This is a genomic window from Dictyobacter formicarum (genome assembly GCF_016587435.1).
On the sequence record NZ_BNJJ01000011.1, the window covers coordinates 283,340 to 309,114 of the forward strand.

A 25,775-nucleotide genomic window follows, 5' to 3' on the forward strand; every position below is an offset into this window, starting at 1 on the left:
CCGATGAAAATCTCTTGTCATTTATACCATGAAGCAAGCAATGTCGCTTTATTGTACAGGCCAATACTACTTCTTGTATAGATCACTCGCTCAGAGGAAGAACGCGCGAGATGCGCTCAAGTGAGACGAAGCGACCAAGAATATTCCAGGCCTTAATGGTATGATCATGACCACGGGCGGTAACGATGTAGGTGATATTCTCAGGGTCCAGATATTGGCGTTGGATAGCTTTCTCTTGATCCTCCACAGGACCATACATGCCTCCACGCAAGAGCACGCGACGGACCACTCCTTCACGGGCACAGGTCTCATCACGCACAAATTGTACGCGATCACCTTCACTATACTCAGGAACTGGAAGAGACGCCGGATCAAAACCCTCAGGCCAGCTTACCACCCGTTGTCCATGACGGAAGTCCACCGCCTCCCACTGGTTAAACGTGCCATTCCAGACCGGGATAGGTAAATATTTCTCAGTCATTGTTATGGATCAACCTTCTCATATGATGATTGCCTGACTTTCCATACTTAAATATAACCGTCGTGGTCAAACGTATCTGTTGGCCGAGCTGGTTACTCACTTATCCACGACATTATTCTAACCACTACACAGCAAATTGGCCAATCAGGATACAATGTTGACTACCACGTGAGACACAATCGGTATCCAGGTTCAAAGGTATGATATTGGGTGAAACAAACATATAATCGATACGGAAAAAAGTCCAGACCCGATTGAAATAGTTGATGCCCCACGATTGCCCATTGCCACTGCCTACCTGTAACTGAGTATCTTCAAGATCCGCAGATAGATCATGATAGGCCAGTTCGCGATCAGTCAAATTCATATCACCTAACAGCAGCAGCCGTTCTCCACGTGCCAGTAGGGGCTGCAAAAATTGGTGTAGCTCTTTCACCTGATTATCGCGCCGCTGAGGACAATATGTGCAACTATACACAGTATTTACGGCTGAAATTGGATGTGCATTGACAACCAGCATGGTGCGACCATGACCCAGATCCAGACGCACCCATAGGACGCGCGGAATATCCCAGACCGCACGCGACCCGTCAGCGGCCTGAACAATACCATGGTCTACGATCGGATATTTACTTAGCACAGCCTCGCCCGGAGGAACATCCTTTGGTTTATACAGATGATAAGGATATGCCTGCAAAATATCTGTTGCCAGATCAATTCCTGACCAATCAGCTTCCTGCAATGCGATTATATCCGGAGTCTTCTCGTCAATGATTTGTCTTAAATAACCGTCTCGCTTGTTTCTACCTCGATAGTTCCAGGTCAGTGCGGTTATTTTTTGCCCTGTGGCAGACTCCTGCGCGCTGCCTTTGCCCAAACGCGGCGGGAACCAGAGACACAATAACACAATGCCAGCAGCAAACACAACACGCAGCACCGAAGTAAAGCGCCAGAATAAAAAAGGGATAAGCATTGTCAGCGGCATAAACAGATAAGGAGCAAAAATAGCCACCAGCGCTAACAGGCCCATGCGTTGAGGCGCTAAAGTCTGCATAACCAGGGTTGTGTCAATTACCAATAGATAGCACAGGGTTCCAATAATCAATGCCTTGAAGCGTTGCTTCTTCCAAACATGAAAAAACCAGTTCCCGACCATTTCTTCTTAGTCCTTTTATCAGCAGATGCATACTAATGCTACTATATGAGCCTTTACCAAAGCAGTCTTTTTATCCGTTTTATCAAATCATGCTTGCTGCGTGTCGAAACGCGTGCCTGCTATACCGTAGTTGATTTACATAATCTAGTCAAGGTATATAGTCCCTTATTCAACACTATGGACAAGTTCTGGGTCTGGATCTGGAAGTTGTAGCATTATTTAGCTATCAGTGGAGTGTTCCCTATCTACAAAACGTCGGAGAATGGTCAAAAATGCTAACAGGATACAAAGTAGCATGGGAAAATTGTGGTAACCGCCGACTCACTGAGCGTAGGCGAGCCAGGCGACAATACATAACACATTAATCAGCGACCCCGGTCGTAATCTGAGGCGATGAGAATAATGGCAAATGAATATAAAAAGTTGAACCTTCGTGCAGACTACTCTCCACCCAGATGCGCCCACCATGGCGATTAATAATTTCTTTGGTCACATAAAGTCCGATGCCAAAGCCGCTCAATGAAGAGTTGCTGGCCACACGCGCCCGGTAAAAACGCTCAAAGATACGCAAGCACTCGTCGGGTGCAATCCCCATACCCTGATCTTTCACCCAGATCCAGGCCTCACGATGCTTCTCGCTGCGATCACCAGTGGGAGCAACGCGCAAGCCTACTTCGATCGTTCCGCCATCAGGGCTATATTTGATTGCGTTATTAATCAGGTTGCTGATCACTTGAATGATGCGTTCTTTATCGAACACGCCGGGAAGAGATTCTTGCTCTTGCAGTCCCTCTACAGTCAGATGGAGTTGATGACGATTGGTTGTCATAAGCTGGCTATCTACAACCTGGATCAAGAGGCGGTGAAGATCATACATTGCCAGATTGAGGTGCAATTGCTGCTGTTCGACCCTGGTAATGTCTAGCATCGCATCAATGAGGCGGGTCAGGTATTCACTTTGATCAACAATATGCATTAATGCCGATTGTGTTAACTCGTTCAGCGAGCTTGTTTCTAATGGCATCTGAGCTAAGAGATCCGCGAAACCCTGGATAATTGTAATGGGTGTACGCAATTCGTGGCTGGCAATAGAGAGAAATTCATTTTTGTGCTGCTCAACGTTTTTTGTTTTTGTAATGTCTTGAAAAAGGATGATCGCTCCCGTCAGGATCTGCTGCTTATCGTGCTTGATCGAAATGGGAGCACACGAGATCAAAACTACGATCTTCTGACCATTAGGAGTAACAATCGTAGCTTCTTTACTGCTTATAATTTCACCGCTCAATGCCTGAATCAGAAAAAAATTCCAGGGGGGTAGCGTGCCCTGATCCATGTTCTGCGCATCTGGAATATGCTGGCGCGTAAATTGATGCACGGGCAAGCCAATCAATTGAACGAGAGGAATTTGCAATAAACTGGCGGCAGTTTCATTCGCATAGCGGATAGAGCCGGTTACAGAATCAGCAATCAAGGCACCCTCGGGTAGCTGATCCAGAATAGTATATAAGCTCGTCTGCTCGCTCTGGACGGTCAAACTCAGTCGGGCCTGGGCGAGTGCCGCAGCAATATATGTGCCAACCGCCAATAACGTAGATACCCTGATAGTTTCTTGCGACAGCGTTGTGTCAAAAGCTGCCGTTAACATGCCCTCATAACAATTTCCAAACCACAGGGGGATAAAGATGATGCTTTGTATCTGCTCATGTGCCCAGCACTGCCACTTCTCCCTATGTTCTTCTATACACATCTCAGCCTGCACATCGGCTATAACCAATGGCTGATGCTGATGATGCTGCCACTCAAAAAATGGAAAAACTTGTCCTGATAAGATGCGTAAACGCTGCGCCAACACATCATCGTCGCAGATGGAATGAATACCCAATAAACGATAACTTTGCCAGGTATCATCGACAACATGGAAGCATGTAAGGCTCGTATGCAAATGGGTATGAATAATATCCAGTGTCTTGCCAATAATAGCAGGAATGTCAGAAGATTCACGTACACTCTGCGCCACGCTATCAATGATCTGCTGACTTATTTGCGCATGATTCATTACAAGCCTCACTTTAGGAATATACATTTGGACGCTTATCTTAGTAAGCACATGATCTATCGCTGCTGGTTACACACGCAATGATTGTTCAGTTTATTTCTGCCTTTGTTAAACTTACAGACAATGAAATACTATACGTTCCTTTAACAAACGTGTCAAGAAAAGTGTGTCCTTGCATAAAAGGTAACATAATTTTATACTAGCAAGTACTATTATTAACCAGATGCAAAACCATAATAACGCCTATTACTGCAGGATACGCTACGGTCCATACCTGCAAATTCTAATTATATATAGTAAAGGGGGAAATACGATGGCGGATTTACAGACCAATACCTCACAGGGAGAGGCTTATTTTACTGATCCAGAGAGCGCTTCAGAAATGGCCAGGCTCACAAAGCAGGCTCGCCTGTTGACCAGAGCAATGGGAGGACCGTTAGATGAGACTATCAAACAAGCCAGGATTATTGATGTGCTGGATGTTGCTTGCGGACCAGGTGAGTGGGCACTGGAAATGGCTTCGCTTTATCCCGATAAACAAATAACAGGCATAGATATCAGCCAGTTAATGATTGAATATGCCCGCTTCCAGGCATCTCAGCGCTCCCTATTCAATACCCATTTTCATACCATGAACATCCTCCAGCCTCTTGATTTCCAGGCCGATAGCTTTGACTTTATTAATATCCGCTTGATCGCATCTTTCATGTTTCGATCCAGCGACAATTGGCCCCGGCTATTGAGGGAATGCGTCCGGGTAACACGACCGGGTGGCATTATGCGCCTGACAGATTGTGAGTGGTTTATCAGTAACAGTCCAAGGACCGAAAAATTATTTGGTTTGTGTACGCGAGCCATCCATCTCAATGGCAATACGTTTTCGCAGGATGGACGTCAACTGGCTGTAACTCCCATGCTCAAACGCTTCTTACGCAATGCCGGTTGCCACAATATTCAACACAAAGCTTTTGCGGTTGACTGCTCTTCTGGCGCGGAGTCACACCCAGGTTTCTATGAAGATATGGTGGTCTTTCTCAAACTACTACAACCGCTGGTAATTAGCACGGGAATAGCCAGCAAAGATGAAGTAGAGTCGCTCTATACCCAGGCATTAGAAGAAATGAATGCCGAGGACTTTAATTGTCTGTGGTACTATCTGACCACGTGGGGAGAAAACACAGAGTAGACATCCAGGCGGAGCCCCTTATAGCAATTCATACTTAGAACCGTGTACTATCAACATATAAAAATACTGGTAGACAATGTTGACTCAAGCACACGTTCACACAGTTGAGGGTAAAAGCGAAGGAGATTTCTATGGATCATCAGGATAATTTATCGACCCGGACCGTTACATCTCCAGAGATAGTGATAGGCACAGCAACAAACCCACAAGAGCCACATTTGCGCCGCAAAAAAGATGTGGATTATGTTTTCCTTGAACTGACCCGCAGTATCTGCCCCGACTGTCGCAGAGTGATTGATGCGCACATACTTGTGCGCGACAATAAAGTATATATGCGTAAGTGTTGCCCCGAACATGGCGTATTTGAAGGTCTGGTATATGGCGATGCGCAGGCCTATGTCTCTGCTACCCGCTTCAACAAACCAGGCACCATCCCCCTGGCTTACACCACAGAGGTACAGCATGGCTGTCCACACGACTGCGGGCTGTGTCCAGACCATCAACAACACGCCTGTCTGGGAATTATTGAAGTCAACAGTGCCTGCAACATGGATTGTCCATTGTGTTTTGCCAATGCCGGGGCTGGCTTTAATCTGACACTGGAGGAGGTCGAAAACATACTGGATCACCTGGTAGAAACAGAGGGCAATCCCGAAGTCGTCCAATTCTCCGGTGGAGAACCAACTATCCATCCACAAATTATTGAGATGATCAAGGCAGCAAAACAGCGGAATATTCGCCATGTCATGCTTAATACGAATGGAAAGCGCATTGCTGACGACGATGAATTCTTACGCCAACTGGCCGACCTGCGCCCATCAATCTACTTTCAGTTTGATGGTTTTGAGGCTGAGACCTATCGTATCTTGCGCGATGAGCCCGGTATCTTGCCACAAAAACTGCGGGCACTCGATCGGCTGGCAGAGATTGGCGCGCACGTTGTACTGGTTCCAGCGGTGGATCGCTTTGTCAATTTACACGAGGTGGGAGCCATCGTCAATTTTGGCCTGCAACATCCGGCGGTGCGCGGCATCAATTTCCAGCCCGCCTTCCAATCTGGTCGCCATGGCGAAAGCGATCCGCTGCAGCGCCTGACCATTCCTGATATTCTGCAGGCATTAGAAGAACAGACCAGTCAGAACCTACTGGTATCGGACTTCGTACCGGTGCCGTGTTGCTTCCCTACCTGTAATTCAGTAACGTATGTGCTCAAAGATGGTGATACCATCCTGCCTCTAACACGCGTACTTAATGTCGAGGATTATCTGGATTACATCACAAACCGCGCCGTAGCCGATCCTTCAGAGGATATTAAGGCTGCACTGGAAGGCTTGTGGTCTTCTTCAGCGGTGCCAGGTTCAGACAAGGCGGCGCAGCAACTCGCCCTCTCCTGCGCCGCCTGCGGACTGCCAGACAATGGATTAGATCTAAAGGCGTTTGCTAACAACATCTTTATGGTCATGCTGCAAGACTTCATGGATCCCTGGACATTTAATCAGAAGAATTTGATGAAATGTTGCAAGGAGATCTTGCTGCCGGATGGCAAACAGATTCCGTTCTGTGCCTATAACAACGTGGGCTATCGAGAGCAGGCACGCGTCCAGTTGCAGGCACGTGAGCGTGAGCGCAACCAGGCCAGGCGTGCTGGTATACCCTATACTCCAGAACCATTGACTTTCTCTTTTGAGCAGAAATAATAGGGTACTCGCGAGGTTTGCCGATGGATACAGAGCACAGACTTGATGCGACGGAGATCAAAGCGTGCTGCGCGCTGACCTATCAAAGCGATGCGGCTCGACTGCTACTGGGCGATTCATTTCATCCAGGCGGTATCCGACTAACCGAACATCTGGGCGCACTACTACACCTTGAACCAGGACAACGTGTGCTGGATGTAGCATCCGGACAGGGCAGGAGCGCTATCGCGCTGGCCCAGCGTTACAGCTGCCAGGTACTGGGCATCGAGTACGGTGCTGAAGCAGTCCAGCAAGCAACACAAGCGGCAGTCGAAGCGAATATCGCCCATCTCGTCACTTTTCAACAGGGAGATGCCGAACACCTGCCCGTTCCAGACAACCATTTTGATGCAGTCATCTGCGAGTGCGCCTTCTGCACTTTTCCAGATAAAACGACGGCGGCAGCAGAGTTTCAGCGAGTTCTCAAACCCGCTGGCCAGCTAGGCCTGAGCGATCTAACACGCACAGATGAGATACCAGAAGATTTACAAGGCTTGCTCGCCTGGATCGCCTGCATAGCGGATGCTCAACCGGTAGATGCATATGTCCGCTATCTGACAGAGGCAGGATTGACCATCACCATGCTTGAAAATCATGATGCAGCACTACAGGAAATGGTCCAACAGATTCAGGGGAAACTGCTAGGAGCAGAGTTGCTGCAGCGCCTGCAAAAAATTAAGCTACCAGCTTCTTTTGACCTGGAACAGGCCAAAAAGCTGGCCCGCGCGGCAAAAGCAGCCATCCAGGCAAATACATTTGGTTACATTGCGCTACTGGCAAGCAAAGTAAATTAAAAATTGCGGCTCGACTCTTTGTTTATATAACCATAGATAGCAAAGAGTCGGGCTGCGCTATGCCATTTCAGGCCCATCATTCAAGAGTCCACCTGGCTAAAAGACTTCCGTATTTCCGCCAAGCACACTCATTATGAAGCTGGGCTAGTTTGCGACTGTATATTCACTATAAATTGAGCTATGGGTGCAGCTATCAGTAAACAGAGCGTGCTACAGAGCAATGGGATAGCCAGAAAATGAATATGGATGATCAGAGAAACTGGCATAAGCAAGAATAGAAAGTAGAGGCACTGCATAAATCCGGCAGCTTTACCCCACCATGTTGAACCAAAACGTACTGGACGGGCCAGCGCCAGGTAGCTCAAGAGTGCGGCCAGCAGGGGCAATAAGAAGCGTAAGAGCATTAGCGCTCCCACCCAGAGTGGCAGTGTACCACTGCAGAGCAAGATCAGAGTGAGTGCTAAATAGAGACAGAAATCTGCTTCAGCATCGGCAATCTGACCCAGTTTGCTCTGTGTCCGCAGATGGCGAGCAGTATATCCATCCAGAACATCTGTCACGATGCCACACGAGAAGATCACCAGTGCCAGGGTCGGTGATATGGTTAATCCGCCTGCGAGCCGAGCCAGCAAATATGAGGCACCCAATCCCCGCAGCCAGGTAAGCGTATTAGCAATTCCTACATGTGGCAGTAGCTGACCATTATAGACAGAGCGGTTCAGACCAAGATGCCAGAACAGATCGCATTGTTGCCAGGCGACACAGAAAAGAAAGGGCAGCCACAGGTGTATAGTGTCGACTATGCCCAACCATAGAGTATTTATCAACAAAATTACCAGGGTCATCACACCGATGAGACACGTTACCCTCAGCCAGGAGCGCCTCAATGATGGATGCTCACGAGCCGTCTGGCAGGACATCAACCAGGAATGTTGAAAGAAAAGTCCCCAGGCACGCAGACTGAAGCGACCATTGCGCAGCGTCGTTAACAGTTCAACCACAAATGTCTGTTCGGCACTTTTTTGCATAGAACGTATCTCCCCTGGTAATATCTTATTTGAGGGTCATGCATCTCAATGAGTAGTGCCCGGCAATATTGTCGCACAATATGCCTGAAGGTGCTACTACAACATGGACATTTATATTCAAGTATCTGTATAGAGTGTAAAAATATTTGAGCCCAAACGTGCTGTAATACCAGATAGAAAAAAGGGAAAATGGCATTGGAAACGCGAAAAAACGCTAGCGCAAATGCACCCGATAATAAAATAGCTGCTCCTCAGGGCATTGGCATGGCCGTCGCCTTTGACTGGGGATTGGCCGTGCAAATCCTGTTTACGCCTATTTTCTTGCTCTTGTTCCGCCCCTCGAACATGCTAAAGATTCCCGGAATCGATCCAACCATCACTGGTGCATTGTTTTTTATCCTTGCGCTGATTGTTGCCTGTATACCCGCGCTTTTTGGTGAGATGATACGCAGTGGACGTGATTGGGCACGACGAATACAGATCAGTGCCAATATCTTCCTCTCGCTAGGCGGCCTGGTTTCGCTTGTCAACTTATATCAGAGCATCAAAATTGGCAACTGCTGGCCATTTGTAACGGAGATCATCCTACTTATCTTCTCACCCTTAATTGCCTGGCGTTTGAGTCGTCCGGTAACGGCACAATGGTTTAAAGCAGTAACGCCAGTCGAGGCACGCAAACGGCACACGGGCATCTGGATATTTTTCATTATCCTGTGGGCTTTAGCTGGTGGCATCTTACAAACCATTGCAGCCATAAAATAGGCTGATCAGGAATAACAAGTAGAGGGAAAAAGTATGGCCAGACCATTCTCATTGACTCATTTGAAAGTCAGCTGACCAGATGAGTACATACTACAAAGGGAAACGGGCCGCAACCTATAACCGAATCTGGAAGACGTTTTCAGAGAAGACGCTGGCCACCACTGTTGACTATATCAAAGTCTCAAGGCTATACGAAGCACCAAAAGCGCAGGGAAAACATCCGCGCATCCTGGATGTCGCCTGCGGCACAGGGCTCCTCTTACAGAAACTTGCCCAACTGAGCCCACAGGCCGAATTATATGGCATAGATCAAAGCTCGGACATGCTGGCTCAGGCACAGAAAATCCTGGCAAACGAGCCACACATTCACCTGACACAAGGATCTCTAAAAAGCGACAAAATGACGGCATTGCCTTATCAGCCAGCTTCTTTTGATCTGATCACCTGCACAAACGCCTTTCATTATCTGGACAACCCACGAGCAGTGCTACAAAGCCTGGCCACTTTACTCTCCCCTCATGGACAGCTGGTACTAGAAGATTATGCTCGCCGCCCGTTTCCTTTCCCATGGAAACCCTTCGAGTGGCTGATCAAGGGCGTGGACCCACAACACAACAAAGCGTATACTCGCACTGAAGCACAGCAGATCTGTGAGGCTGCTGGACTACAGATACTGGCCGCCAACGATTTCTCAGCTGGCCCCCTCTGGCAATGCTGGATCATACGTGCAGAGGTAAGAAAAAGCAATTAGACTTCCTTGCGGGATATTGGCACTGAAGCAAAGAAATACAATGTTGCCTGACGAAAAACGGGGAGCCGATCTCAATGATCAAAAAATTTTGTACGTCAAATAGCTGATTGGCCATTCAGTGCTTTTTCAACCAATTTTCGCCAAAAATAAAAACAGCCAGTCTGGCGTGAATGTGCCTGAGAACTGGCTAGAGGAAAGAATGCCTATATTGCAAAGAACAGCTTTTGATGCTAAGGATGCTAAAGCATATCGCTAAAGCAGCCTCTGGGTCAACCAGCACGATAACCTGTTTCCTCACGTAGTTCTTGCTCAGCTTGCTGGAGTATACCTTGACAACAACTTGTGTTGGTTGGCGCTGGCCAGCAGTAGCAATATATTCATCCAGAACAGAGAGGCTCATCGTTTCACCTCTCAAGAAAAGCGCTTATACCGCCTGCTGTAAGGGTTGAATACATCTCTTCGTACAGATGAAGCGTATACAAGGTAGGAAAAACATTTTGAGAGGGGAAATTTTTATGCAAGAAGAGCAGATTTCACCTTGCCCTAAGTGTGGGGAACGGTTTATCCCTACACACCTTGCAAATGAAGGGGGATATGGTTTGGCGAACCCTAAACCGATAGTGCGACCACAGAAAGACCCTTGATTTCAGTTGCAAAGTCTTACCTCCAGACTCTTACCTATTCTCTTTGAGCACAAACAGAATCTTTTTAATTTTTACTGAAGAGCTTTCACCTCTCAAAATCTGTCCACCTTTTACCCAATTTACCAGTAGAGCCATCTTAGTAGGAGCATTTCTATGTATTGGGACATTGATCCGTATAACACCCTGGTTGAATTTTCCGTGAATCACCTGATGATCAATGTGGTCAAAGGGCGCTTTAACGAGGTACAGGGAAGTATTTATCTGGATACCCAGCAACCGGAGAATTCTTGGGTCAAGGCATCGGTCAATACCGATAGTCTCTCAACAGGTATTGGGCAGAGAGATATACACCTGCGCTCGGCTGATTTCTTTGACACGGAGCGCTACCCTACGATAACCTTTGAGAGCACACGGGTCAGGCGTACCACCGCCAAAAGCTGCGATATCATTGGTAATCTGACTATACGGGGTATTACGCATACCGTCAGTTTTCAAACAAATTTCAATGGCTACGCACGCGATCCCTTTAGTGATGGCTGGCGACTTGGCCTCCTGTCAGTTAGTACCATCGACCGGCGCATGTTTGGTATGCGCTTCAATCAAGTCTTGGATCAAGGTATCTCTATTGTCGGCTACGACACACGCATTGAACTCTGCATAGAAGCCGTGAAGAAGTCTTGATAAGAAATGTGAGGTTGTTCCTGAACAAGAAGTGGGCCCAAAGGAATTAAGGGGTTACTGGTGGCCTGGCACGCTCACCTGGAGTCTATGCCCTGGGAGCTTTTTTTTCTTGATTTTCCACATCTTCTTAGGTAGCTGATTGTTCATACGCTTTTGAGCTGATTGGTCACAAAAGACTTTTGTGACCAATTTCTGCAAAAAAACAAAAGCAGCCAGTCTGGCGTGAGCACGCCTGAGAACTGGCTTCCTGAGCGCAAGGTATGGGCCCAGCTGGATTCGAACCAGCGACCAATCAGTTATGAGCCGACTGCTCTAACCGCTGAGCTATGGGCCCTTGCGCAGTGTATTGTAACATATCTTCCGACGTTTGGAAAGGGCTTTCCAGGCAGATTTTTTTCAGTTAGATTGGATCTGCATTATAATTTTGCCAAAACGCAGAAAATCCATAATGTCAGTGCTTACACAAACAGGACAAACCACAGGTACAATTATCTTGACAATTACCAAATAAACGACATCTCTACAGGTGAAATATGTTGACACATTTCACCTATACTCTTCCGCTTTTTATTGCTCATCAAAAAGATACCTGATCCTCTTATTAGCGCTACATTTAATGATATTTTCTGTACTTATACATATAAACATGCTCTTTTTCGTTCGAATCAAGATGCAAATTGTTGTATATAAAGTAATTTTCATCATTTTGCGCGAGCACTCATCCATTTGGTATGATATAATAGAAATAGCCAAGTGCTACGTTTACCCATTAGAGTCGAGTAAGAATGGACAGTTAAGATTGAGGATATATCCGCTCAGCCAGCTAGAAACGGGTATGGTATTATGCTCTTGCTGATGCTGACCGTTTGGTGTTGTTTGGCATGTGGAAGAAGAATATGTTTTCACAGAACACTTATATCTCTTATTCATAAAAAGGGATGTATAGATGTTATTGTGGCAAAAATCCCCATCCTAAAGCACAGCCCAACTTCTTACATACCGCGCTATGCTCTAACGAGTGGCGCGGTCAACATTTTTCCAGGGGGCATTCAATGGAGAATGAAGTAACAATTCGTATCGGCGGTGAGTCTGGTGAGGGCACCATCTCAGGTGGTGATATCCTTGCCCTGGCTTCCGCTCGCTGGGGGTATCATGTCTATACCTTCAGAACATTCCCAGCCGAGATTCTCGGTGGGCCTTGTATGTTTCAGGTTCGTATTAGCGATCACCCGGTCATGTCAATGGGCGACTACGCAGATGTTCTGATCTGCTTGAATAAAGAAGCCTATGATCGTAACGTCGGTGAACTGTGTCATGGTGGCGTGCTCATGTATGATCCATCCGACTTTACGCCCGAACCAGGTGATTACATCACGTATGCCGTTCCCTTTAATGAGATTGCGCGTAAAGAGGTTCAGCTCTTCCAGACCAAAAATATGGTGATGCTGGGAGCCATCTGTGGACTGTTTGGTCCCCCTCTTGAGGCCATCATTCAAGTAGTGCAGTCAAAACTCTCTCGCTCGCGTAAGGCCAATGCAACGCTGATGGAAAAGAATTTGCTGGCCCTTGATGTGGCGAAGAAATATGTTACTGAAAAAATAACAAAGAGTGATCCTTACCTGCTTGGTCCTGTAGAGAAGGCTGAGCGCGTGGTGCTGAATGGAAATCAGGCCATTGTTGCTGGCGCCCTGGCAGCGCAATGTCGCTACTTCTCAGGTTATCCGATCACACCGGCTAGCGATATCATGGAGGGAATGGCGAAAGAATTGCCTCTGGTAGGAGGCACCTTCCTGCAGGCTGAGGATGAAATTGCTGCGCTGGCCTCCGTACTCGGAGCCTCATATGGTGGTGTGCGTGCGATGACGGCCACCTCTGGCCCTGGCTTCTCGCTGATGACCGAGTTGATTGGTCTGAGCTCGATGGCTGAATTGCCTGCGGTCATCGTCGACGCCCAGCGTGCCGGTCCTAGCACAGGTATGCCGACTAAGATGGAGCAGTCGGACCTTAGCTTCGCACTAAATGCGGGACATGGCGATACGCCACGTATCGTGATCGCTCCTTCAAATGTTGCCAATTGTTATGAGTTGATCATTCAGGCCTTTGAGATGGCTGAGCGCTATCAAATGCCGGTGCTGTTCTTGACCGATCAGTCTTTGACCGCCCGCGTTGAGAGCGTTGATAGCCACGTTTTCAAACAGCCTGAGCTTCATGAGCGCATACAATACAATGGCCAGCACGCAGCCAATGGTAGCAATGGACACCACAATGGACATAAGGCAGAAGCAATGCTGGTAGGTGCGGGCGCGGAAGCTCACGAGTATGAGCGCTATGCTAATACTCCAACGGGTATCTCGCCAATGAGCACTCCTGGTACAGGCTCCCCGGCCTATGTGGCAACAGGACTGGAGCATGATGAGGCCGGACATCCTAATTATGAGCCGGAAGATCACACAGAGATGATGCAGAAGCGCTTCCGCAAGTTGGCTACGGCGGCCACGGAAATGCCTCAACCGAAGCGCTATGGGGACGCTGACGCCACTATTGGTGTGATCGGCTGGGGCTCAACCGAGGGCACCATTCAGGAAGCAGTGGATCGTGCTCGGGCCAAAGGCTTGAAGGTCGCGGCTCTCCATCCAACCATTCTCTCGCCGCTTCCCGATGAAGCTATTCAGGAGTTTATCTCCTCGGTAGAGAAGGTTATCGTACCGGAGAATAACTACTCGGGCCAATTCGCTAATCTATTGGGTGCTAAATATGGGCTGCAGGCTGTCCGTGTGAATAAATACGGGGGAATTCCATTTACAGCCGCCGAAATCCTGCGGGCAATTGAGGAGGTTCACCAATCATGACTCAAACATTGATTAATCCTACACCAAAAGATTACAAGAGTGAGGTAAAGCCTACCTGGTGTCCCGGCTGTGGAGACTTTGGCGTACTCAATGCGGCTTTTCGTGGGCTGGCTGAGATGAAACTGCCAACGGACCAGACGGTGGTTGTCTCAGGTATTGGCTGTTCCAGTCGCTTCCCACACTTCATGAAAACCTTTGGTTTCCATAGTGTGCATGGTCGCGCCCTGCCAGTAGCTCAGGGACTAAAAATGGCTCGCCCGGACCTGAATGTGATTACAGTTGGTGGCGATGGTGACTTCTTCAGTATTGGTGCTGGACACCTGATTCACGCTGCTTTGCGTAATATCGATATTACGGTCGTCGTTATGGATAATGAGATTTATGGATTGACCAAGGGCCAGACCTCACCGACTTCGCCCCATGGTCATGTAACGAAATCAACACCCTATGGTTTGCTGGCTTCCCAGTTTAATCCGATCGCTACCGCGCTTTCATTGAATGTTAGCTTTGTTGCGCGCGGCTACTCGGCCAAACCTAAAGAACTGGCAACTTTGATCCAGCAGGGTGTCCAACATAAAGGGTTCTCATTCATCCACGCACTTAGCCCATGTCCTACCTTCTACCATACCTTTGATGCCTGGGATGCAGCGGTCACAACGATTGATCCCAGTCATGATACCCATGATAAAGCGAAAGCGATCGCCCTGGCGTTAGAGACGGAGAAACAGTATACAGGCATCTTCTATAAAGAGGAACGCCCAACTATGGATCAGGCAGCCCATCAATTAGTACAACAATCTAAAGAATTTGATATTACACAATATATGCAGCGCTACGCCTAATCTACATATGTAGGAATTATAAAGAGGGACTGGCGTATTATAACCAGTCCCGTCTTTATGTAATTCAGCGCTTACATTAGAGTAAAACATCATACTACAACGATATTCATGGATTTACTCTACTGTTGCTGCTGGCGCACCTGTGTAAATGTAGAAGCGCTAAGAGAATTAGCTACACCCTGAGCGAACAATTCGCCACAGGTGCGACAAAAAACACCGCTTTCATTGTGATAGGTGCCACCAATAGCTGTGAGCTGCCTTTCGGCAGGCTTACCACACCATTCGCAAGCGCTACCACGTGGAGCAAAATCTACTGAGACGGGTCGCTGGAATTCATTGGACATCAGGAGCCTCCTCTACTGTGCTGATCAGTGGTACTGTTCATACACGTAAAAGATAAACAGCACACAACAAAGGGGGACTATCGTATCCAGTGGTAAGCACACGCCTTTGAATACACCCCACAATGATACGTACATCCGCGCTGCATCTTTGCCCGTGAGCGTCTTTGCTCTTCTACTCAGCGTCACAGGAGATAAGAATTATAGAAGGAGCTGAGTAAGAAATACTATACCATAATTTGACACAAGTTACCAGATCTTACGACATCAAAGAGACAAAATAGTTTCTCTTATTGTCCTGCGGGCAGGTTAGGATTTTGCCTCTCTTTAGTAGTACGTTCTGGTGCTTCAGAAGTTTCAGCGGCATTGGCGCGCATGGCTGCTAGCTGCTGCCTGGTTGTCAGGTAGGCACCCCAGATCCAGCCAATCATTCCCAATCCAACGGTTATCCCTAACCAGACCAGCAAAACTGTGTTGAAGGCGACATTGAAGACGGAAGCCAGCACGCCAGCCAGCACTATGCCTATGATCAGGCCAAGAGTAACGCCAATCAGACAACCGGGATGAGCCAGGTTACGCCCTTCTAAATGTTTCATCATGATGACAAATGATACCTTTACGAATAATACTATTGTAGTAGGATGATAGCGCGACTGCTCAGGCGCGTCAAGAGATTTTTGGAGGCAACAATAAATTTGATACACTAAAAAACAAGAAAAAATAGCCATTGAGGGTGCCTGTGAAGTATCCTGGCTTCCTCTGGCCGCTAAAAACTCTTTTTATAGACTCCCCCGTATAATAAGAAGTGTTGGTGAAAGAAGCAAAAACTCCTGTCACCAGAGAAGATTTCACTACAACGGTAGGCGAGATACCATATTCCAGTTTCGAAAGGATAACTTTCATGGCACAAGCAACACAAGAAACAATGACACCAAAAATCGAAATTGTCGATCAGCCCGATGAAGAAGAAGCCACAGGCAAAAGCGCCTTTCGCTTCATCCTTCCCATTATCTTGACCCTGAGCGTGCTAGGTGTCTTTTTTCTGTTCAAACGCAAATCACGATCAGAAGAATAAAATCGCGATTGCAAAGGCCGGCAATTTGATGATACTAATTGCCGGCTTTTTTCCTGTCCATTTCCAATCACGTATACATGCATAAATATGTCACATCTCTTGACATAGTGGTTCTACTTATCAAACGCATAGCGCAGAACCAACATATCACGTAAAGGGATGCCATCATTGATGATAGGTGGCTGAATATAGGCAAAGAAATCCGGCCGCACATGGTCCATGCGAAAGCCAGCTTTCTGATAGAAAGCGATGGCGCTAAGCGCGGTATTGTCAGTCCCGACTATAACCGCATGCACACCGCGCAGATGCGCTTCCGCCAGCATCTGTGCCAGCATGGCTTTACCATAACCATGTCCGCGTAGTTGCTCAGCTACCGCAATATATTCGATTTCGCTACACTCTTTCTCCCAACGCATAACTACCGCCCCCACCATCTTCCCCTCTTTCCACCATGCATAGGACGTATGCTGGCCATCCGTCACCAGAGTGCGAATGCGTTCGTCATCCTCGTCGGCATCGTGTAATAATGGCCATAGTGCCAGATAATCGGCTGGTGTAACCAGCTGCCAATGCATATCCATATAGTAGACCTTTTCCATTTTATACACAGGAAAAAGCAGAAGAGAAAGTCAAAGCGCTCGCGCTAACTCCTCTTCTGCTTACCCCGTAGCCTTATTTATTTGGCAGAACGACGTCTGACGACCATTTTGATAGGCGCGTGGGGCCGGATAGTAATTGTCTTATTGGGATCTGGCACGACCTGTTGTCCCGGTACCAGTTCGAAGGAGACGTGTTGGGCCAGCGTGGCCAGTAACAGATGACCTTCCATGAGGGCAAAGTGATTGCCAATGCAAATGCGTGGGCCAGCCCCAAAGGGCAGGTATGCATAGCGCGGCAACTGCTTTTCGCGCTCTGGCGCGAAACGCTCAGGGTCAAAAACTTCAGGATTTGGGAAGTATTGCGGGCGGCGATGCATGGCGTAGACAGCCGCAATCACAATATCCTGCTTTTTGATGGGATAACCGTTGAGGTCACAATCCTTTAAGGCTACACGCGAAACCGCGTAAGCGGGCGGATAGAGGCGCATAGCCTCTTTGAAGACCTGTAGTGAGTAGGGCAACTGGGCCAGATCCGCATAGGTGGCCGTGCGTCCTTGCAGGACCGTGTCGACCTCGTGCTGTACCTTCGCAAAGATCTCGGGATGCCGGGCCAGTAGATACCAGGTCCAGGTCAGGGCAGTTGCAGTCGTCTCATGTCCGGCACCAAACAGGGTCAAAGACTCGTCGCGCAATTGCTTGTCATCCATGCCGCTACCATCTTCACGGGCGCGCAACAGAACAGAAAGGAAGTCATTCGTTTCTGTGTTGCTGGCTCGACGATCAGCGATCATCTGGTTAATACGTCGGTCGAGGACCGCCAGGGCCTGGCGCGCCTTGTTGCTGCGTGGCACTGGCCAGGTCATGGGTATAGGAAACAGATGTGAAAGAGAGTAATTAACGAACGAAAGCACTGTACTCATGGCCAAACCCAGTTCATCTGCTTCAGTGAATACTTCGGCATCAAAAAGCACCTTGCCCACAATGCTCATCGTCAACTGGGTCATCTCATGGCCAATATCCACCACCTGTCCGTCACGCCAATTCTGCTGGATCTGTTCGCTATAGCGCACCATATCATCAGCGTAGCTCACAATATGGCGCGGCTGGAACGAGGGGGCCATCAGTTTGCGCTGCTGACGGTGCAGATCACCATCGCTAATAAACAGGCCATTGCCGATGATGGGCTGAAAAGCCTTACGCATACCATCGCCCTTGTCGAAGTCAGCGGGGTGTTCGACCAGCAAACTACGTACCAGGTCTGGAGAGCTAATCTGGATAAAGCGAAACGGACCATAGTGCATCAGCCCGATATCGCCACAGTCCCGCGCTACACGATGATAGAGGGTCAGGCGATCGGTGTTGTGCTTAAACATAGAACCAACTAATGGCGTCTCGGAGATCCCAGGAATGCTTTTAGGGCTGGGAGCTGCTTTCATTTCTGTAACCATTGTCATCTGCCTTCTGACAAACACCCTTGCGAAGTCAGGGCGTGCGCATACAACTGCATTGTCAGGCCAAAAATTATTATCTACATCATCTATTTGCACATCCATATTATAGCACTCGATATGAGCCTCTCGACAAAATTTACGGCAGCAAATCAGCTCCAAATAAAGGTTCCCTACATATACCTTCCATAAACCACGAAACGGCAAAATTGTAGGCGTACAGTTTTACCGTTTCGTGTTGCAGGCTATTACCAGGCGGTTGAGCCACCATCGACTACGACGGTCTGGCCGGTCATATAGGCCGCCGCGGGCGAGGCCAGAAAGACCATCACGCCTTTGATATCTTCGGCACGACCAAAGCGGGCCAGAGGAATATCAGCCAGCATGGCTTCTCCGTAACGCTCCAGTAGAGCATTCGACATTCGCGTGGGGAACCAGCCCGGGGCGATGGCGTTGACGGTAATACCATATCGAGCCCAGCTGGTTGCCAGATCGCGCGTCATGTTGATAACCGCAGCTTTACTGGCATGATAACCAACTACCTGCATATACTTAGGATTCCCTCCTATCAGGCCCGCCACCGAGGCAATGTTGATGATCTTGCCACCCTGACCACGGGCGATCATGCTGCGTCCTACCTGCTGACTCATCATAAATGTGCCTTTGATATTGACATCTATGACCTGCTGGAATTTTTCTAGCGGCATGTCTTCCGCCGGCGCACCCCAGGTAGCTCCGCTATTGTTGACCAGAATATCGATGGCGCCAAACTTTTCCTGTGTGGCTTCAACAACATGCTCGACATCGCTAAGCTTTGTGACATCGCATGCCAGAGCCAACGCATGACCGCCATTGGCTTCTATCTCTCGCTGCACTTCTTCACAAGCAACCAGCTTACGTGAGCAGAGCACGACATTCGCGCCCGCATCTGAAAGCGCCTGCGCAAAATATTGACCCAGGCCACGCCCACCGCCAGTAATAATAGCGGTTTTGCCATCCAGGCGAAATAAATCCAATGTACTCAATTTAAACCTCCTCTGGCACAAATGGTTGTTAGTGAAAGCTTCCATGCTATCATGTGCATAAAAACTCCTTCGTTCTTCAGTTTGCGATTCATGACCCAAGCATGCTATCATCACTGTAACACATACCTGAGATTTTATCCGCTTATCGTTACCATAAGGAGTTTTTTTATTACTACCAATAATATTAAAATACAATTTACGATGGGCGAGGAGGATCGCCATCGGCTGGAAGGTCTTCCCTGGGATATCCAGCTAGAGGAGTGGGAAAGGCATGGGGTGCCGGTGCTGGTGGTGCGACGCGGCGACTCTCGCCATCCGGTGATTTTCGTTGAGCGGCAAGGAGCACGCTATGCGATTAAAGAGACCACTCCACGCATGGCAGAGCGCGAGATCCGGAATCTGCAAGAGATTGAACAGAGAGGCATTCCTGCCTTGAGTCCAATTGGGACGGTGCTAGTATCGGCGCCGCCGATCGCGATTGAGGTACCCGGCTTAAAAGGCATGCGCCAGTATATCAGTGGAGATCGCGGCTATACCGTCACGCGCCTGGCGCCCCGGGTGGTTCCGCATGTGTTGCTCTATCGTTTGCCATTAACCAAACGCACCAAGCAACGTATGCTCTCAGCCGTCGCTGTCCTGATGGTTGAGCTACATGAACATGGCGTCTATTGGGGCGATCCTTCGCTGGCCAATGCATTGATTCGCATCGATGGGAAACAGATTCTCTCGATTATGGCCGATGCCGAAACTGTAGAGCTTTTTCCGGGACCCATCAGCGAAGGGCTGCGCGAACAAGATCTGGCCCAGTTTGGTGAATCGCTGGCCTGGCAGGCTGAAGATTTACGACAGGCTAAAGGATTGCCAGAAGATGTGCAGGTACTGGACGATGCCGACTATCGGTATTTTTGTCAGCGCTATCGCACGGTGCGCCGTGAGCATTCTCGCGTCACGGGTCCGCATGATCTCAATACAATCTATCATACGCAGCGCCTGTTCCGCGCCATGGGAGATTGGAGAGATGTTCTGGCGGAAAAGGCCAGCAGCGCTATGCATCAGATTACACCAATCTTGCCTGGCTGGTACCAGCAGACTATCTATGAGTTGCTCCACGTTACCATTCCACGCGCCTATGCGCGGCGTTTCTACAATTTGATCGTCGGACACCAGGCGATTATGAGCAAGAACGAACAGCGCGAAGTTAGTATTGAGGAGGCGGCCCAGGATTGGTACGAGAAATACCACTTGCCGACTATTCTGATGCTGCGCCAGCGCTTGACGAGCGAGCAGGATCCGATGCAGGCTTACTTTGCCATTATGCAGCATAAATGGGAAATGAGCTTGAAAGCGGGCTACGAGATTCCCTTAGATGAGGCTATTCTGGACTGGGAACTACAAACAGCCCAGACGGGAAAGCTGGGTCCGGTCGATCCCGCTGCCATTGCTACTTGGTGGCGACATCGTCAACCAGTGGCAACGGTGCTGGAGCCCCCGATGATCGAGAGTGAAGATTTAGATCCTCTACTCTCAACCGCTGAACGTCCTCTGGTTCACATGGATTTGCCGCAACTGGAGCAAGAATTGCCGAAAATCTTGCACAAAGAGAACGAGGATGAAGAGTAGCATTTTCGAGCGGGAAGGACAGAAGCAGGGCTTTCCCCTGCTTCTGTCCTACAGTTTTCTTCTTTTCTGTTGCTCTTATGGTTAAGACGAAAAGAGATTAGATCTCTTCATCGGCACCAGCTTCAGCCAGGGCTATCTCTTCGGCATCATCCTCTTCCTCGACCCCTTCAGCTTCTGCCGCCTTGAAGGCCAGGATGTTGCCACGGATCTGGTCTTCGATGGCGATCGCCACATCGCTATTCTGGCGCAAAAATTCTTTGGCGTTTTCACGGCCCTGACCCAGGCGAATATCGCCGACAGTAAACCAGGCACCGCTCTTCTTCACCAGGCCCATCTCAAGACCCAGGTCGATCAAGCCACCCTCGCGCGAAATACCTTCGCTATACATGATATCGAACTCGGCAGTCCTGAAAGGTGGAGCCACCTTGTTCTTTATCACGCGCACGCGGGTACGGTTACCGACAACATCCTGGCCCTGCTTGATGGAATCGGTACGGCGAATGTCCAGACGTACCGAGGCATAGAATTTGAGGGCTTTACCACCAGCAGTGGTCTCTGGATTACCAAACATCACGCCAATCTTTTCGCGCAACTGGTTGGTGAAGATCACGGTCGTGTGGGAATTATTAATCGCACCAGTCAACTTACGCAGCGCATGGCTCATCAAACGTGCCTGCAGGCCGACGTGAGAGTCGCCCATCTCGCCTTCAATTTCGGCGCGTGGAGTCAGAGCGGCAACCGAGTCGACAACGACTACGTCAATAGCATTACTGCGTACCAGCGAGTCAACAATTTCCAGCGCCTGTTCACCATTATCTGGCTGCGAGATCAGAAGGTTGTTGGTATCTACCCCCAATTTGGCTGCGTATGAAGGGTCAAGAGCATGCTCGGCATCAACAAAGGCGGCGAAACCACCTGCTCGTTGAGCATTTGCAATAATATGCAAACACAGCGTCGTCTTACCAGAAGACTCAGGACCATAAATCTCAGTAATACGTCCACGTGGCACACCACCAATACCTAATGCCAGGTCAAGAGCGATTGAGCCGGAAGGAATAGATTCGATCTGGACTTTGGCTGCATCTCCAAGTTTCATAATCGAACCTTTACCAAAGCGTCGCTCGATCTGATTCAAAGCCAGATCGATCGCCTTTTCACGATCGCTCATCCCAGCTGTATTGGTGCTACTGGCTGCTGCTGCGTTTTTGTCCTTCTTGCTTATTGCCATGTTTCACTTTAACAAAGTATAGAGACGGTATCTATGGAACTATGCCATATTCCCAGGAGCTATACTCTGCCTTCCTCCTTTTTTCAATCCTCTCAAAGGGCTGCAATTCTCAATAAAGTATGCTTAACAGAGCAACACATGGCAAACAGATGTCTGCAATAGGATAATGGCCATGGCGCTCTTGTGAATGTTCCTACAAAATAACTATTCTTTAACAAAGGCAAAAAGTCGGAAATAGATTATGTGTTTTTCTATTTTCCGTGCAAAGTAGAACAAGTGTACCACGAGGCAATACATGTGTCAAGTTGTTTAAAGACTCGCTCTATAGCCGACGACGGTGGTCAAAAATGGAGAAAAATATCATACAAGCAAGGGATGCTCGATTGAGACATCCCTTGTATTTTATATTTCGCGACGGCCTTCGAGAGCTCGACTGAGCGTGCCCTCATCGGCGTATTCAAGGTCACTGCCCAGCGAGAGGCCACGTGCCAGCGTTGTCACGCGCACTGGTGTCGCGATCCCATTCTTGATGTCGTCTTTTATGACGCCTGCTGTGTAGTCGCCCTCAAAACTCGGGTTAGTAGCCAGAATGATTTCTCGCACATTGCCAGCAGCGAGGCGTTTAAGAAGTTCATCAATACGAATATCCTTACGCCCGATACCCTCTAGCGGCGAGAGTGCACCATGCAAGACGTGGTACAGGCCCTTGTAGACGCCTGTTTTTTCTAAGGCCAGAACGTCGAGAGGCTCTTCAACCACACAGATACAATCCTGGTCACGACTCGGGTTGCTACAAATAGGACACGGATCGGTCTCAGTTATATTATAACAACGCGAGCAGTAGATAATGCTCTCTTTGAGGCGCAAGATAGCCTCGGCCAGGCGACGAGCCTGATCATTGGGGCTACGTAAAATGAAAAAGGTCAGACGTTGCGCCGTTTTTACGCCGACCCCTGGCAGCTTCGAGAGTTCTTCAACTAACGCTGCCACCGGAGCTGCGACATCACTCATTTTTAAAACAATCCAGGAATTTTCATTCCACCAGTGGCGCCGGAGACAAGCTTCTGCTGCGCATCCGTCACGCGATCGTGCGCGTCTTTGGCAGCCGCCTTCACCATTACCTCTAGCTCTTCGATATCATCTGCACTAAATGCTTCGGGATCTACTTTGACTTCGGTGATTTCATACTTGCCGCTCATAGTGATGGTAACGGCACCACCGCCAGCGGTACCGGTAAACAGGGTGGCTTCCAGCTCTTCCTGCATCTTCATCAACTTCTGCTGCATTTTTTGAATTTCGCGCATGTTCATGTAAACGAAAACTCCTTTATTTTGGGTGTATTTCTTTGATTTCTGCTTTAAACATACGAATAACTTCAGTTACAACCGGATTACTTTCCGCATGTTGCTTGATGCTGTGCAAATGTGTTCCGTTATTTGCAGGCGTCTTTGTAGTATTCTCTCTCACAGCTTCGCTTCTGGCAAGTGGCGGAGCACTGGTCTTCACCGGCTCAGCAGGCGCGGTGGCCTGGGGAGGCGGGGGCGGCGCAGGTCGCGCTGCTACCGTCTGCTGCATCTCCGGTTCCGGCGCCGACGGTTTTGGCTGTGTTGACTGCTTGGGCGCAACTGGCGACTCAGCGCGAGAGCGCTGGGCGGATGGCTGCGACGGCGCTACACCTGGTCGTGGAAAGGTTGGGATTGAGACGTTGGCATTGGGAGGTAACAAACGAATATTGCACTCGGTCTTTAACTCGACCTTGAGCGCCCAGCGAATAGAATCATAGTAGTTATCGTTCTGCAACGTCTTATAATGGAAGTCCATATTGGCCTTGCAGACTACAACCGGTAACTGGCTGGTCCCTTCGACACCCAGAACGACATATCCACCCAGTAAGGCCGCTATCTTCGGGCCGTCAGCACGGGTGCGTACGCGCCTGCGTATCATCTCCCATTTTTCTTTCACATCTGACAAAGTTAGAGTCGGCGCATCATAAACCGGTTCGCTCTCATCGACTACCGGCTCCTCAACAACAGGAGTGGACATAGCCGGGATCGCCGCTTTGACCTCGACAGGCTCAGGAGCAGGTGTCGGCTCAAACTTTGCAGTACCAGGCGCATCAGGAACTACCTGTGCCGGGACGCTGGTCATCTGAGGCTCAGCAGGTCTGGACGCGGGTGGCGTATTACTCTTTACCTCTGTCCTGGCTGGTGTTCGATACTCAGCATCGGGAGTTGCCGTGTAAGAGGCCGCTGGCGTAGCTACGCGTGGACGAGCCGGAACCTGCGCAGGTGCATTCGGTCGTGCCGGAGCGGCCGCGGCCGATAAGCCTGTGCCATCCTGAGCACGGCGATGCAATTCAACACATGCCAGAAAAGCCAGTTCCAGTCCCAGTTGTGGAGTTCCCTGTCCCTTCTGCATAAGCTCATTCTGCGCGAAGGCGCGCGCGCACTCGGTCAATTCCTCTAAGCCAAAATATTGTGCGGCCTGCTGGATGTCTTTGATCTCGTCCTCTGTATTGTCCAGAATCTCGCTAATATTCGCGCCGGCCTTGGACAACATCATCGCACGCCAGAACTCTGCAACCTGTGTATTGATCTGGCGCAGGTCGGCTCCTGCTTCAGATAGTTCATTGATGAGATGGAGGCCAGCAGCACTATCCATGTTAGCCACATGCAGGATTAATTTCTGGATCGCCTGAGGATCAGCCACGCCCAACATAGCTTGAATCTGCTCCAGGGTAATCACGTGGCCGCAGTAGGCAATGGCCTGATCTAACAGGCTCAGGGCATCGCGCATACCACCGGCAGCGGCGCGGGCAATTAGTTCGGCCGCCCCGGCCTGCAGGTCGACCTGCTCTTGTTGCGCCACATAATGTAAGCGGCTCACTAGCTGGCGCAGGCTAAAGCGTTTAAAATCGAAACGCTGACAGCGAGACAGCACGGTTGGCAACATTTTATGCACATCAGTGGTCGCCATCACAAATACGGCATGAGCTGGTGGTTCCTCAAGAGTCTTTAGCAGAGCATTGAAGGCCTCGGTCGTCAGCATATGTGCTTCGTCCAGGATGTAGACCTTATATTTGCCGGTAGCGGGCGGCATCATGACTTTTTCGCGTAATTCGCGGATGCTATCAATGCCGCGATTAGAAGCCGCATCTATTTCTGATACATTAAAGGAGCTACCATTCGTAATTTCACGACATTGCTCGCATTGATTACAGGGTTCACCGTTTTGGGGGTTGAGGCAATTAATGGTCTTAGCCAGGAGGCGGGCCATACTCGTCTTGCCAGTACCCCTTGGTCCAGTGAAGAGGTATGCATGTGCAAGGTTACCGCTGCTGAGCGCATTCTTGAGAGTACGGATAACAGGCTCTTGACCAACAAGATCGCCAAAGGTCTGAGAGCGCCATTTACGGTAGAGTGATTGTGAGGCCATATTCTTTACTCCCGCCTATGTGTCCTCATGACGGGCCA

23 protein-coding genes and 1 tRNA gene are annotated in these 25,775 nt (G+C 49.1%); 10 read left to right on the forward strand and 14 right to left on the reverse strand.

What is annotated here, in order from left to right:
• Window positions 1-82: 82 nt before the first annotated feature.
• From JMI88_RS20680 to JMI88_RS20690, 3 genes are all read right to left on the reverse strand, one after another.
• Window positions 83-481: a hypothetical protein gene (locus tag JMI88_RS20680; protein ID WP_201363874.1), complete on the reverse strand. Its 399-nt coding sequence runs from the start codon at window positions 479-481 to the stop codon at window positions 83-85.
• A gap of 124 nt (window positions 482-605) precedes the next feature.
• Window positions 606-1,637, reverse strand: a complete 1,032-nt coding sequence (locus JMI88_RS20685; protein WP_201363875.1) for an endonuclease/exonuclease/phosphatase family protein — start codon at window positions 1,635-1,637, stop codon at window positions 606-608.
• 361 nt (window positions 1,638-1,998) lie between these two features.
• Complete coding sequence (locus JMI88_RS20690) at window positions 1,999-3,693, reverse strand: ATP-binding protein (RefSeq protein WP_201363876.1); 1,695 nt, start codon at window positions 3,691-3,693, stop codon at window positions 1,999-2,001.
• A 313-nt stretch (window positions 3,694-4,006) separates the two neighbouring features.
• On the opposite strand from JMI88_RS20690, the gene JMI88_RS20695 reads away from it, so the two are divergent.
• The 3 genes from JMI88_RS20695 to JMI88_RS20705 all read left to right on the forward strand — a co-directional run bounded on the left by JMI88_RS20695 (window position 4,007) and on the right by JMI88_RS20705 (window position 7,409).
• Window positions 4,007-4,879: a class I SAM-dependent methyltransferase gene (locus tag JMI88_RS20695; protein ID WP_201363877.1), complete on the forward strand. Its 873-nt coding sequence runs from the start codon at window positions 4,007-4,009 to the stop codon at window positions 4,877-4,879.
• Between the two features lie 131 nt (window positions 4,880-5,010).
• Entirely contained in the window at window positions 5,011-6,576 is a 1,566-nt protein-coding gene (locus JMI88_RS20700; protein WP_201363878.1) for a radical SAM protein, read from the forward strand.
• A gap of 23 nt (window positions 6,577-6,599) precedes the next feature.
• Window positions 6,600-7,409: a class I SAM-dependent methyltransferase gene (locus JMI88_RS20705; protein WP_201363879.1), complete on the forward strand. Its 810-nt coding sequence runs from the start codon at window positions 6,600-6,602 to the stop codon at window positions 7,407-7,409.
• Window positions 7,410-7,540: 131 nt separating this feature from the next.
• On the opposite strand, the gene JMI88_RS20710 is transcribed toward JMI88_RS20705, so the two are convergent.
• On the reverse strand, window positions 7,541-8,437 hold the full coding sequence (locus JMI88_RS20710) for a CDP-alcohol phosphatidyltransferase family protein (protein ID WP_201363880.1): 897 nt from the start codon (window positions 8,435-8,437) through the stop codon (window positions 7,541-7,543).
• A 195-nt stretch (window positions 8,438-8,632) separates the two neighbouring features.
• Here JMI88_RS20710 and JMI88_RS20715 point away from each other — a divergent pair, with 195 nt between their 5' ends.
• The 3 genes from JMI88_RS20715 (at window position 8,633) to JMI88_RS20725 (ending at window position 11,275) form a co-directional block, all read left to right on the forward strand.
• A complete protein-coding gene (locus JMI88_RS20715; RefSeq protein WP_201363881.1) occupies window positions 8,633-9,199 on the forward strand; it encodes a hypothetical protein in 567 nt (188 codons plus the stop codon).
• A 79-nt stretch (window positions 9,200-9,278) separates the two neighbouring features.
• Window positions 9,279-9,950, forward strand: coding sequence for a class I SAM-dependent methyltransferase (locus JMI88_RS20720; protein WP_201363882.1), 672 nt, complete (start codon window positions 9,279-9,281; stop codon window positions 9,948-9,950).
• 797 nt (window positions 9,951-10,747) lie between these two features.
• Complete coding sequence (locus JMI88_RS20725; RefSeq protein ID WP_201363883.1) at window positions 10,748-11,275, forward strand: YceI family protein; 528 nt, start codon at window positions 10,748-10,750, stop codon at window positions 11,273-11,275.
• A gap of 261 nt (window positions 11,276-11,536) precedes the next feature.
• Here the strand turns inward: JMI88_RS20725 and JMI88_RS20730 are convergent.
• Window positions 11,537-11,609 (reverse strand) — tRNA-Ile (locus JMI88_RS20730).
• A 718-nt stretch (window positions 11,610-12,327) separates the two neighbouring features.
• Here JMI88_RS20730 and JMI88_RS20735 point away from each other — a divergent pair.
• Window positions 12,328-14,124 carry a 2-oxoacid:acceptor oxidoreductase subunit alpha gene (locus JMI88_RS20735; protein ID WP_201363884.1) on the forward strand — a complete coding sequence of 599 codons (1,797 nt, stop codon included), beginning with the start codon at window positions 12,328-12,330 and terminating at the stop codon, window positions 14,122-14,124.
• Window positions 14,121-14,966 (forward strand): 2-oxoacid:ferredoxin oxidoreductase subunit beta, encoded by an 846-nt coding sequence (locus JMI88_RS20740; protein ID WP_201363885.1) that lies wholly within the window; start codon window positions 14,121-14,123, stop codon window positions 14,964-14,966. Before JMI88_RS20735 ends, JMI88_RS20740 begins: the two co-directional genes overlap by 4 nt.
• Window positions 14,967-15,085: 119 nt before the next feature.
• On the opposite strand, the gene JMI88_RS20745 is transcribed toward JMI88_RS20740, so the two are convergent.
• Window positions 15,086-15,310 carry a hypothetical protein gene (locus tag JMI88_RS20745; protein WP_201363886.1) on the reverse strand — a complete coding sequence of 75 codons (225 nt, stop codon included), beginning with the start codon at window positions 15,308-15,310 and terminating at the stop codon, window positions 15,086-15,088.
• A 287-nt stretch (window positions 15,311-15,597) separates the two neighbouring features.
• Window positions 15,598-15,906 (reverse strand): hypothetical protein, encoded by a 309-nt coding sequence (locus JMI88_RS20750; RefSeq protein WP_201363887.1) that lies wholly within the window; start codon window positions 15,904-15,906, stop codon window positions 15,598-15,600.
• Between the two features lie 302 nt (window positions 15,907-16,208).
• Here JMI88_RS20750 and JMI88_RS20755 point away from each other — a divergent pair, with 302 nt between their 5' ends.
• Complete coding sequence (locus JMI88_RS20755; RefSeq protein WP_201363888.1) at window positions 16,209-16,382, forward strand: hypothetical protein; 174 nt, start codon at window positions 16,209-16,211, stop codon at window positions 16,380-16,382.
• 113 nt (window positions 16,383-16,495) lie between these two features.
• Here the strand turns inward: JMI88_RS20755 and JMI88_RS20760 are convergent, their stop codons facing one another.
• From JMI88_RS20760 to JMI88_RS20770, 3 genes are all read right to left on the reverse strand, one after another.
• The gene (locus JMI88_RS20760; RefSeq protein ID WP_201363889.1) at window positions 16,496-16,963 is read right to left on the reverse strand and encodes a GNAT family N-acetyltransferase; all 468 of its coding nucleotides are present in this window, start codon (window positions 16,961-16,963) and stop codon (window positions 16,496-16,498) included.
• Between the two features lie 95 nt (window positions 16,964-17,058).
• Complete coding sequence (locus JMI88_RS20765; protein WP_201363890.1) at window positions 17,059-18,429, reverse strand: cytochrome P450; 1,371 nt, start codon at window positions 18,427-18,429, stop codon at window positions 17,059-17,061.
• A 248-nt stretch (window positions 18,430-18,677) separates the two neighbouring features.
• Entirely contained in the window at window positions 18,678-19,454 is a 777-nt protein-coding gene (locus JMI88_RS20770; RefSeq protein ID WP_201363891.1) for an SDR family oxidoreductase, read from the reverse strand.
• A gap of 201 nt (window positions 19,455-19,655) precedes the next feature.
• On the opposite strand from JMI88_RS20770, the gene JMI88_RS20775 reads away from it, so the two are divergent.
• The gene (locus tag JMI88_RS20775; protein ID WP_201363892.1) at window positions 19,656-21,074 is read left to right on the forward strand and encodes a DUF4032 domain-containing protein; all 1,419 of its coding nucleotides are present in this window, start codon (window positions 19,656-19,658) and stop codon (window positions 21,072-21,074) included.
• Between the two features lie 97 nt (window positions 21,075-21,171).
• Here JMI88_RS20775 and recA read toward each other — a convergent pair whose 3' ends face one another.
• From recA to dnaX, 4 genes are all read right to left on the reverse strand, one after another.
• Window positions 21,172-22,242 (reverse strand): recombinase RecA, encoded by a 1,071-nt coding sequence (recA, locus tag JMI88_RS20780; RefSeq protein WP_201363905.1) that lies wholly within the window; start codon window positions 22,240-22,242, stop codon window positions 21,172-21,174.
• A gap of 462 nt (window positions 22,243-22,704) precedes the next feature.
• A complete protein-coding gene (recR, locus tag JMI88_RS20785; protein ID WP_201363893.1) occupies window positions 22,705-23,313 on the reverse strand; it encodes a recombination mediator RecR in 609 nt (202 codons plus the stop codon).
• Between the two features lie 2 nt (window positions 23,314-23,315).
• Window positions 23,316-23,612, reverse strand: a complete 297-nt coding sequence (locus JMI88_RS20790; RefSeq protein ID WP_201363894.1) for a YbaB/EbfC family nucleoid-associated protein — start codon at window positions 23,610-23,612, stop codon at window positions 23,316-23,318.
• Between the two features lie 16 nt (window positions 23,613-23,628).
• Window positions 23,629-25,737: a DNA polymerase III subunit gamma/tau gene (gene dnaX, locus JMI88_RS20795; protein ID WP_201363895.1), complete on the reverse strand. Its 2,109-nt coding sequence runs from the start codon at window positions 25,735-25,737 to the stop codon at window positions 23,629-23,631.
• Window positions 25,738-25,775 lie beyond the last annotated feature (38 nt).

Excerpts from the sequence above, each read along its gene's own strand:
- JMI88_RS20685 (WP_201363875.1), bottom strand. The coding sequence starts at position 1,637 with ATGGTCGGGAACTGGTTTTTTCATGTTTGGAAGAAGCAACGCTTCAAG.
- JMI88_RS20775 (WP_201363892.1), top strand. The coding sequence starts at position 19,656 with ATGGGCGAGGAGGATCGCCATCGGCTGGAAGGTCTTCCCTGGGATATC.
- JMI88_RS20755 (WP_201363888.1), top strand. The coding sequence starts at position 16,209 with ATGGCACAAGCAACACAAGAAACAATGACACCAAAAATCGAAATTGTC.
- JMI88_RS20765 (WP_201363890.1), bottom strand. The coding sequence starts at position 18,429 with ATGGTTACAGAAATGAAAGCAGCTCCCAGCCCTAAAAGCATTCCTGGG.
- JMI88_RS20750 (WP_201363887.1), bottom strand. The coding sequence starts at position 15,906 with ATGATGAAACATTTAGAAGGGCGTAACCTGGCTCATCCCGGTTGTCTG.
- JMI88_RS20710 (WP_201363880.1), bottom strand. The coding sequence starts at position 8,437 with ATGCAAAAAAGTGCCGAACAGACATTTGTGGTTGAACTGTTAACGACG.
- JMI88_RS20735 (WP_201363884.1), top strand. The coding sequence starts at position 12,328 with ATGGAGAATGAAGTAACAATTCGTATCGGCGGTGAGTCTGGTGAGGGC.
- dnaX (WP_201363895.1), bottom strand. The coding sequence starts at position 25,737 with ATGGCCTCACAATCACTCTACCGTAAATGGCGCTCTCAGACCTTTGGC.
- JMI88_RS20745 (WP_201363886.1), bottom strand. The coding sequence starts at position 15,310 with ATGTCCAATGAATTCCAGCGACCCGTCTCAGTAGATTTTGCTCCACGT.
- JMI88_RS20705 (WP_201363879.1), top strand. The coding sequence starts at position 6,600 with ATGGATACAGAGCACAGACTTGATGCGACGGAGATCAAAGCGTGCTGC.
- recR (WP_201363893.1), bottom strand. The coding sequence starts at position 23,313 with ATGAGTGATGTCGCAGCTCCGGTGGCAGCGTTAGTTGAAGAACTCTCG.
- JMI88_RS20725 (WP_201363883.1), top strand. The coding sequence starts at position 10,748 with ATGTATTGGGACATTGATCCGTATAACACCCTGGTTGAATTTTCCGTG.
- recA (WP_201363905.1), bottom strand. The coding sequence starts at position 22,242 with ATGAGCGATCGTGAAAAGGCGATCGATCTGGCTTTGAATCAGATCGAG.
- JMI88_RS20695 (WP_201363877.1), top strand. The coding sequence starts at position 4,007 with ATGGCGGATTTACAGACCAATACCTCACAGGGAGAGGCTTATTTTACT.
- JMI88_RS20760 (WP_201363889.1), bottom strand. The coding sequence starts at position 16,963 with ATGGATATGCATTGGCAGCTGGTTACACCAGCCGATTATCTGGCACTA.
- JMI88_RS20740 (WP_201363885.1), top strand. The coding sequence starts at position 14,121 with ATGACTCAAACATTGATTAATCCTACACCAAAAGATTACAAGAGTGAG.
- JMI88_RS20690 (WP_201363876.1), bottom strand. The coding sequence starts at position 3,693 with ATGAATCATGCGCAAATAAGTCAGCAGATCATTGATAGCGTGGCGCAG.
- JMI88_RS20700 (WP_201363878.1), top strand. The coding sequence starts at position 5,011 with ATGGATCATCAGGATAATTTATCGACCCGGACCGTTACATCTCCAGAG.
- JMI88_RS20720 (WP_201363882.1), top strand. The coding sequence starts at position 9,279 with ATGAGTACATACTACAAAGGGAAACGGGCCGCAACCTATAACCGAATC.
- JMI88_RS20680 (WP_201363874.1), bottom strand. The coding sequence starts at position 481 with ATGACTGAGAAATATTTACCTATCCCGGTCTGGAATGGCACGTTTAAC.
- JMI88_RS20790 (WP_201363894.1), bottom strand. The coding sequence starts at position 23,612 with ATGAACATGCGCGAAATTCAAAAAATGCAGCAGAAGTTGATGAAGATG.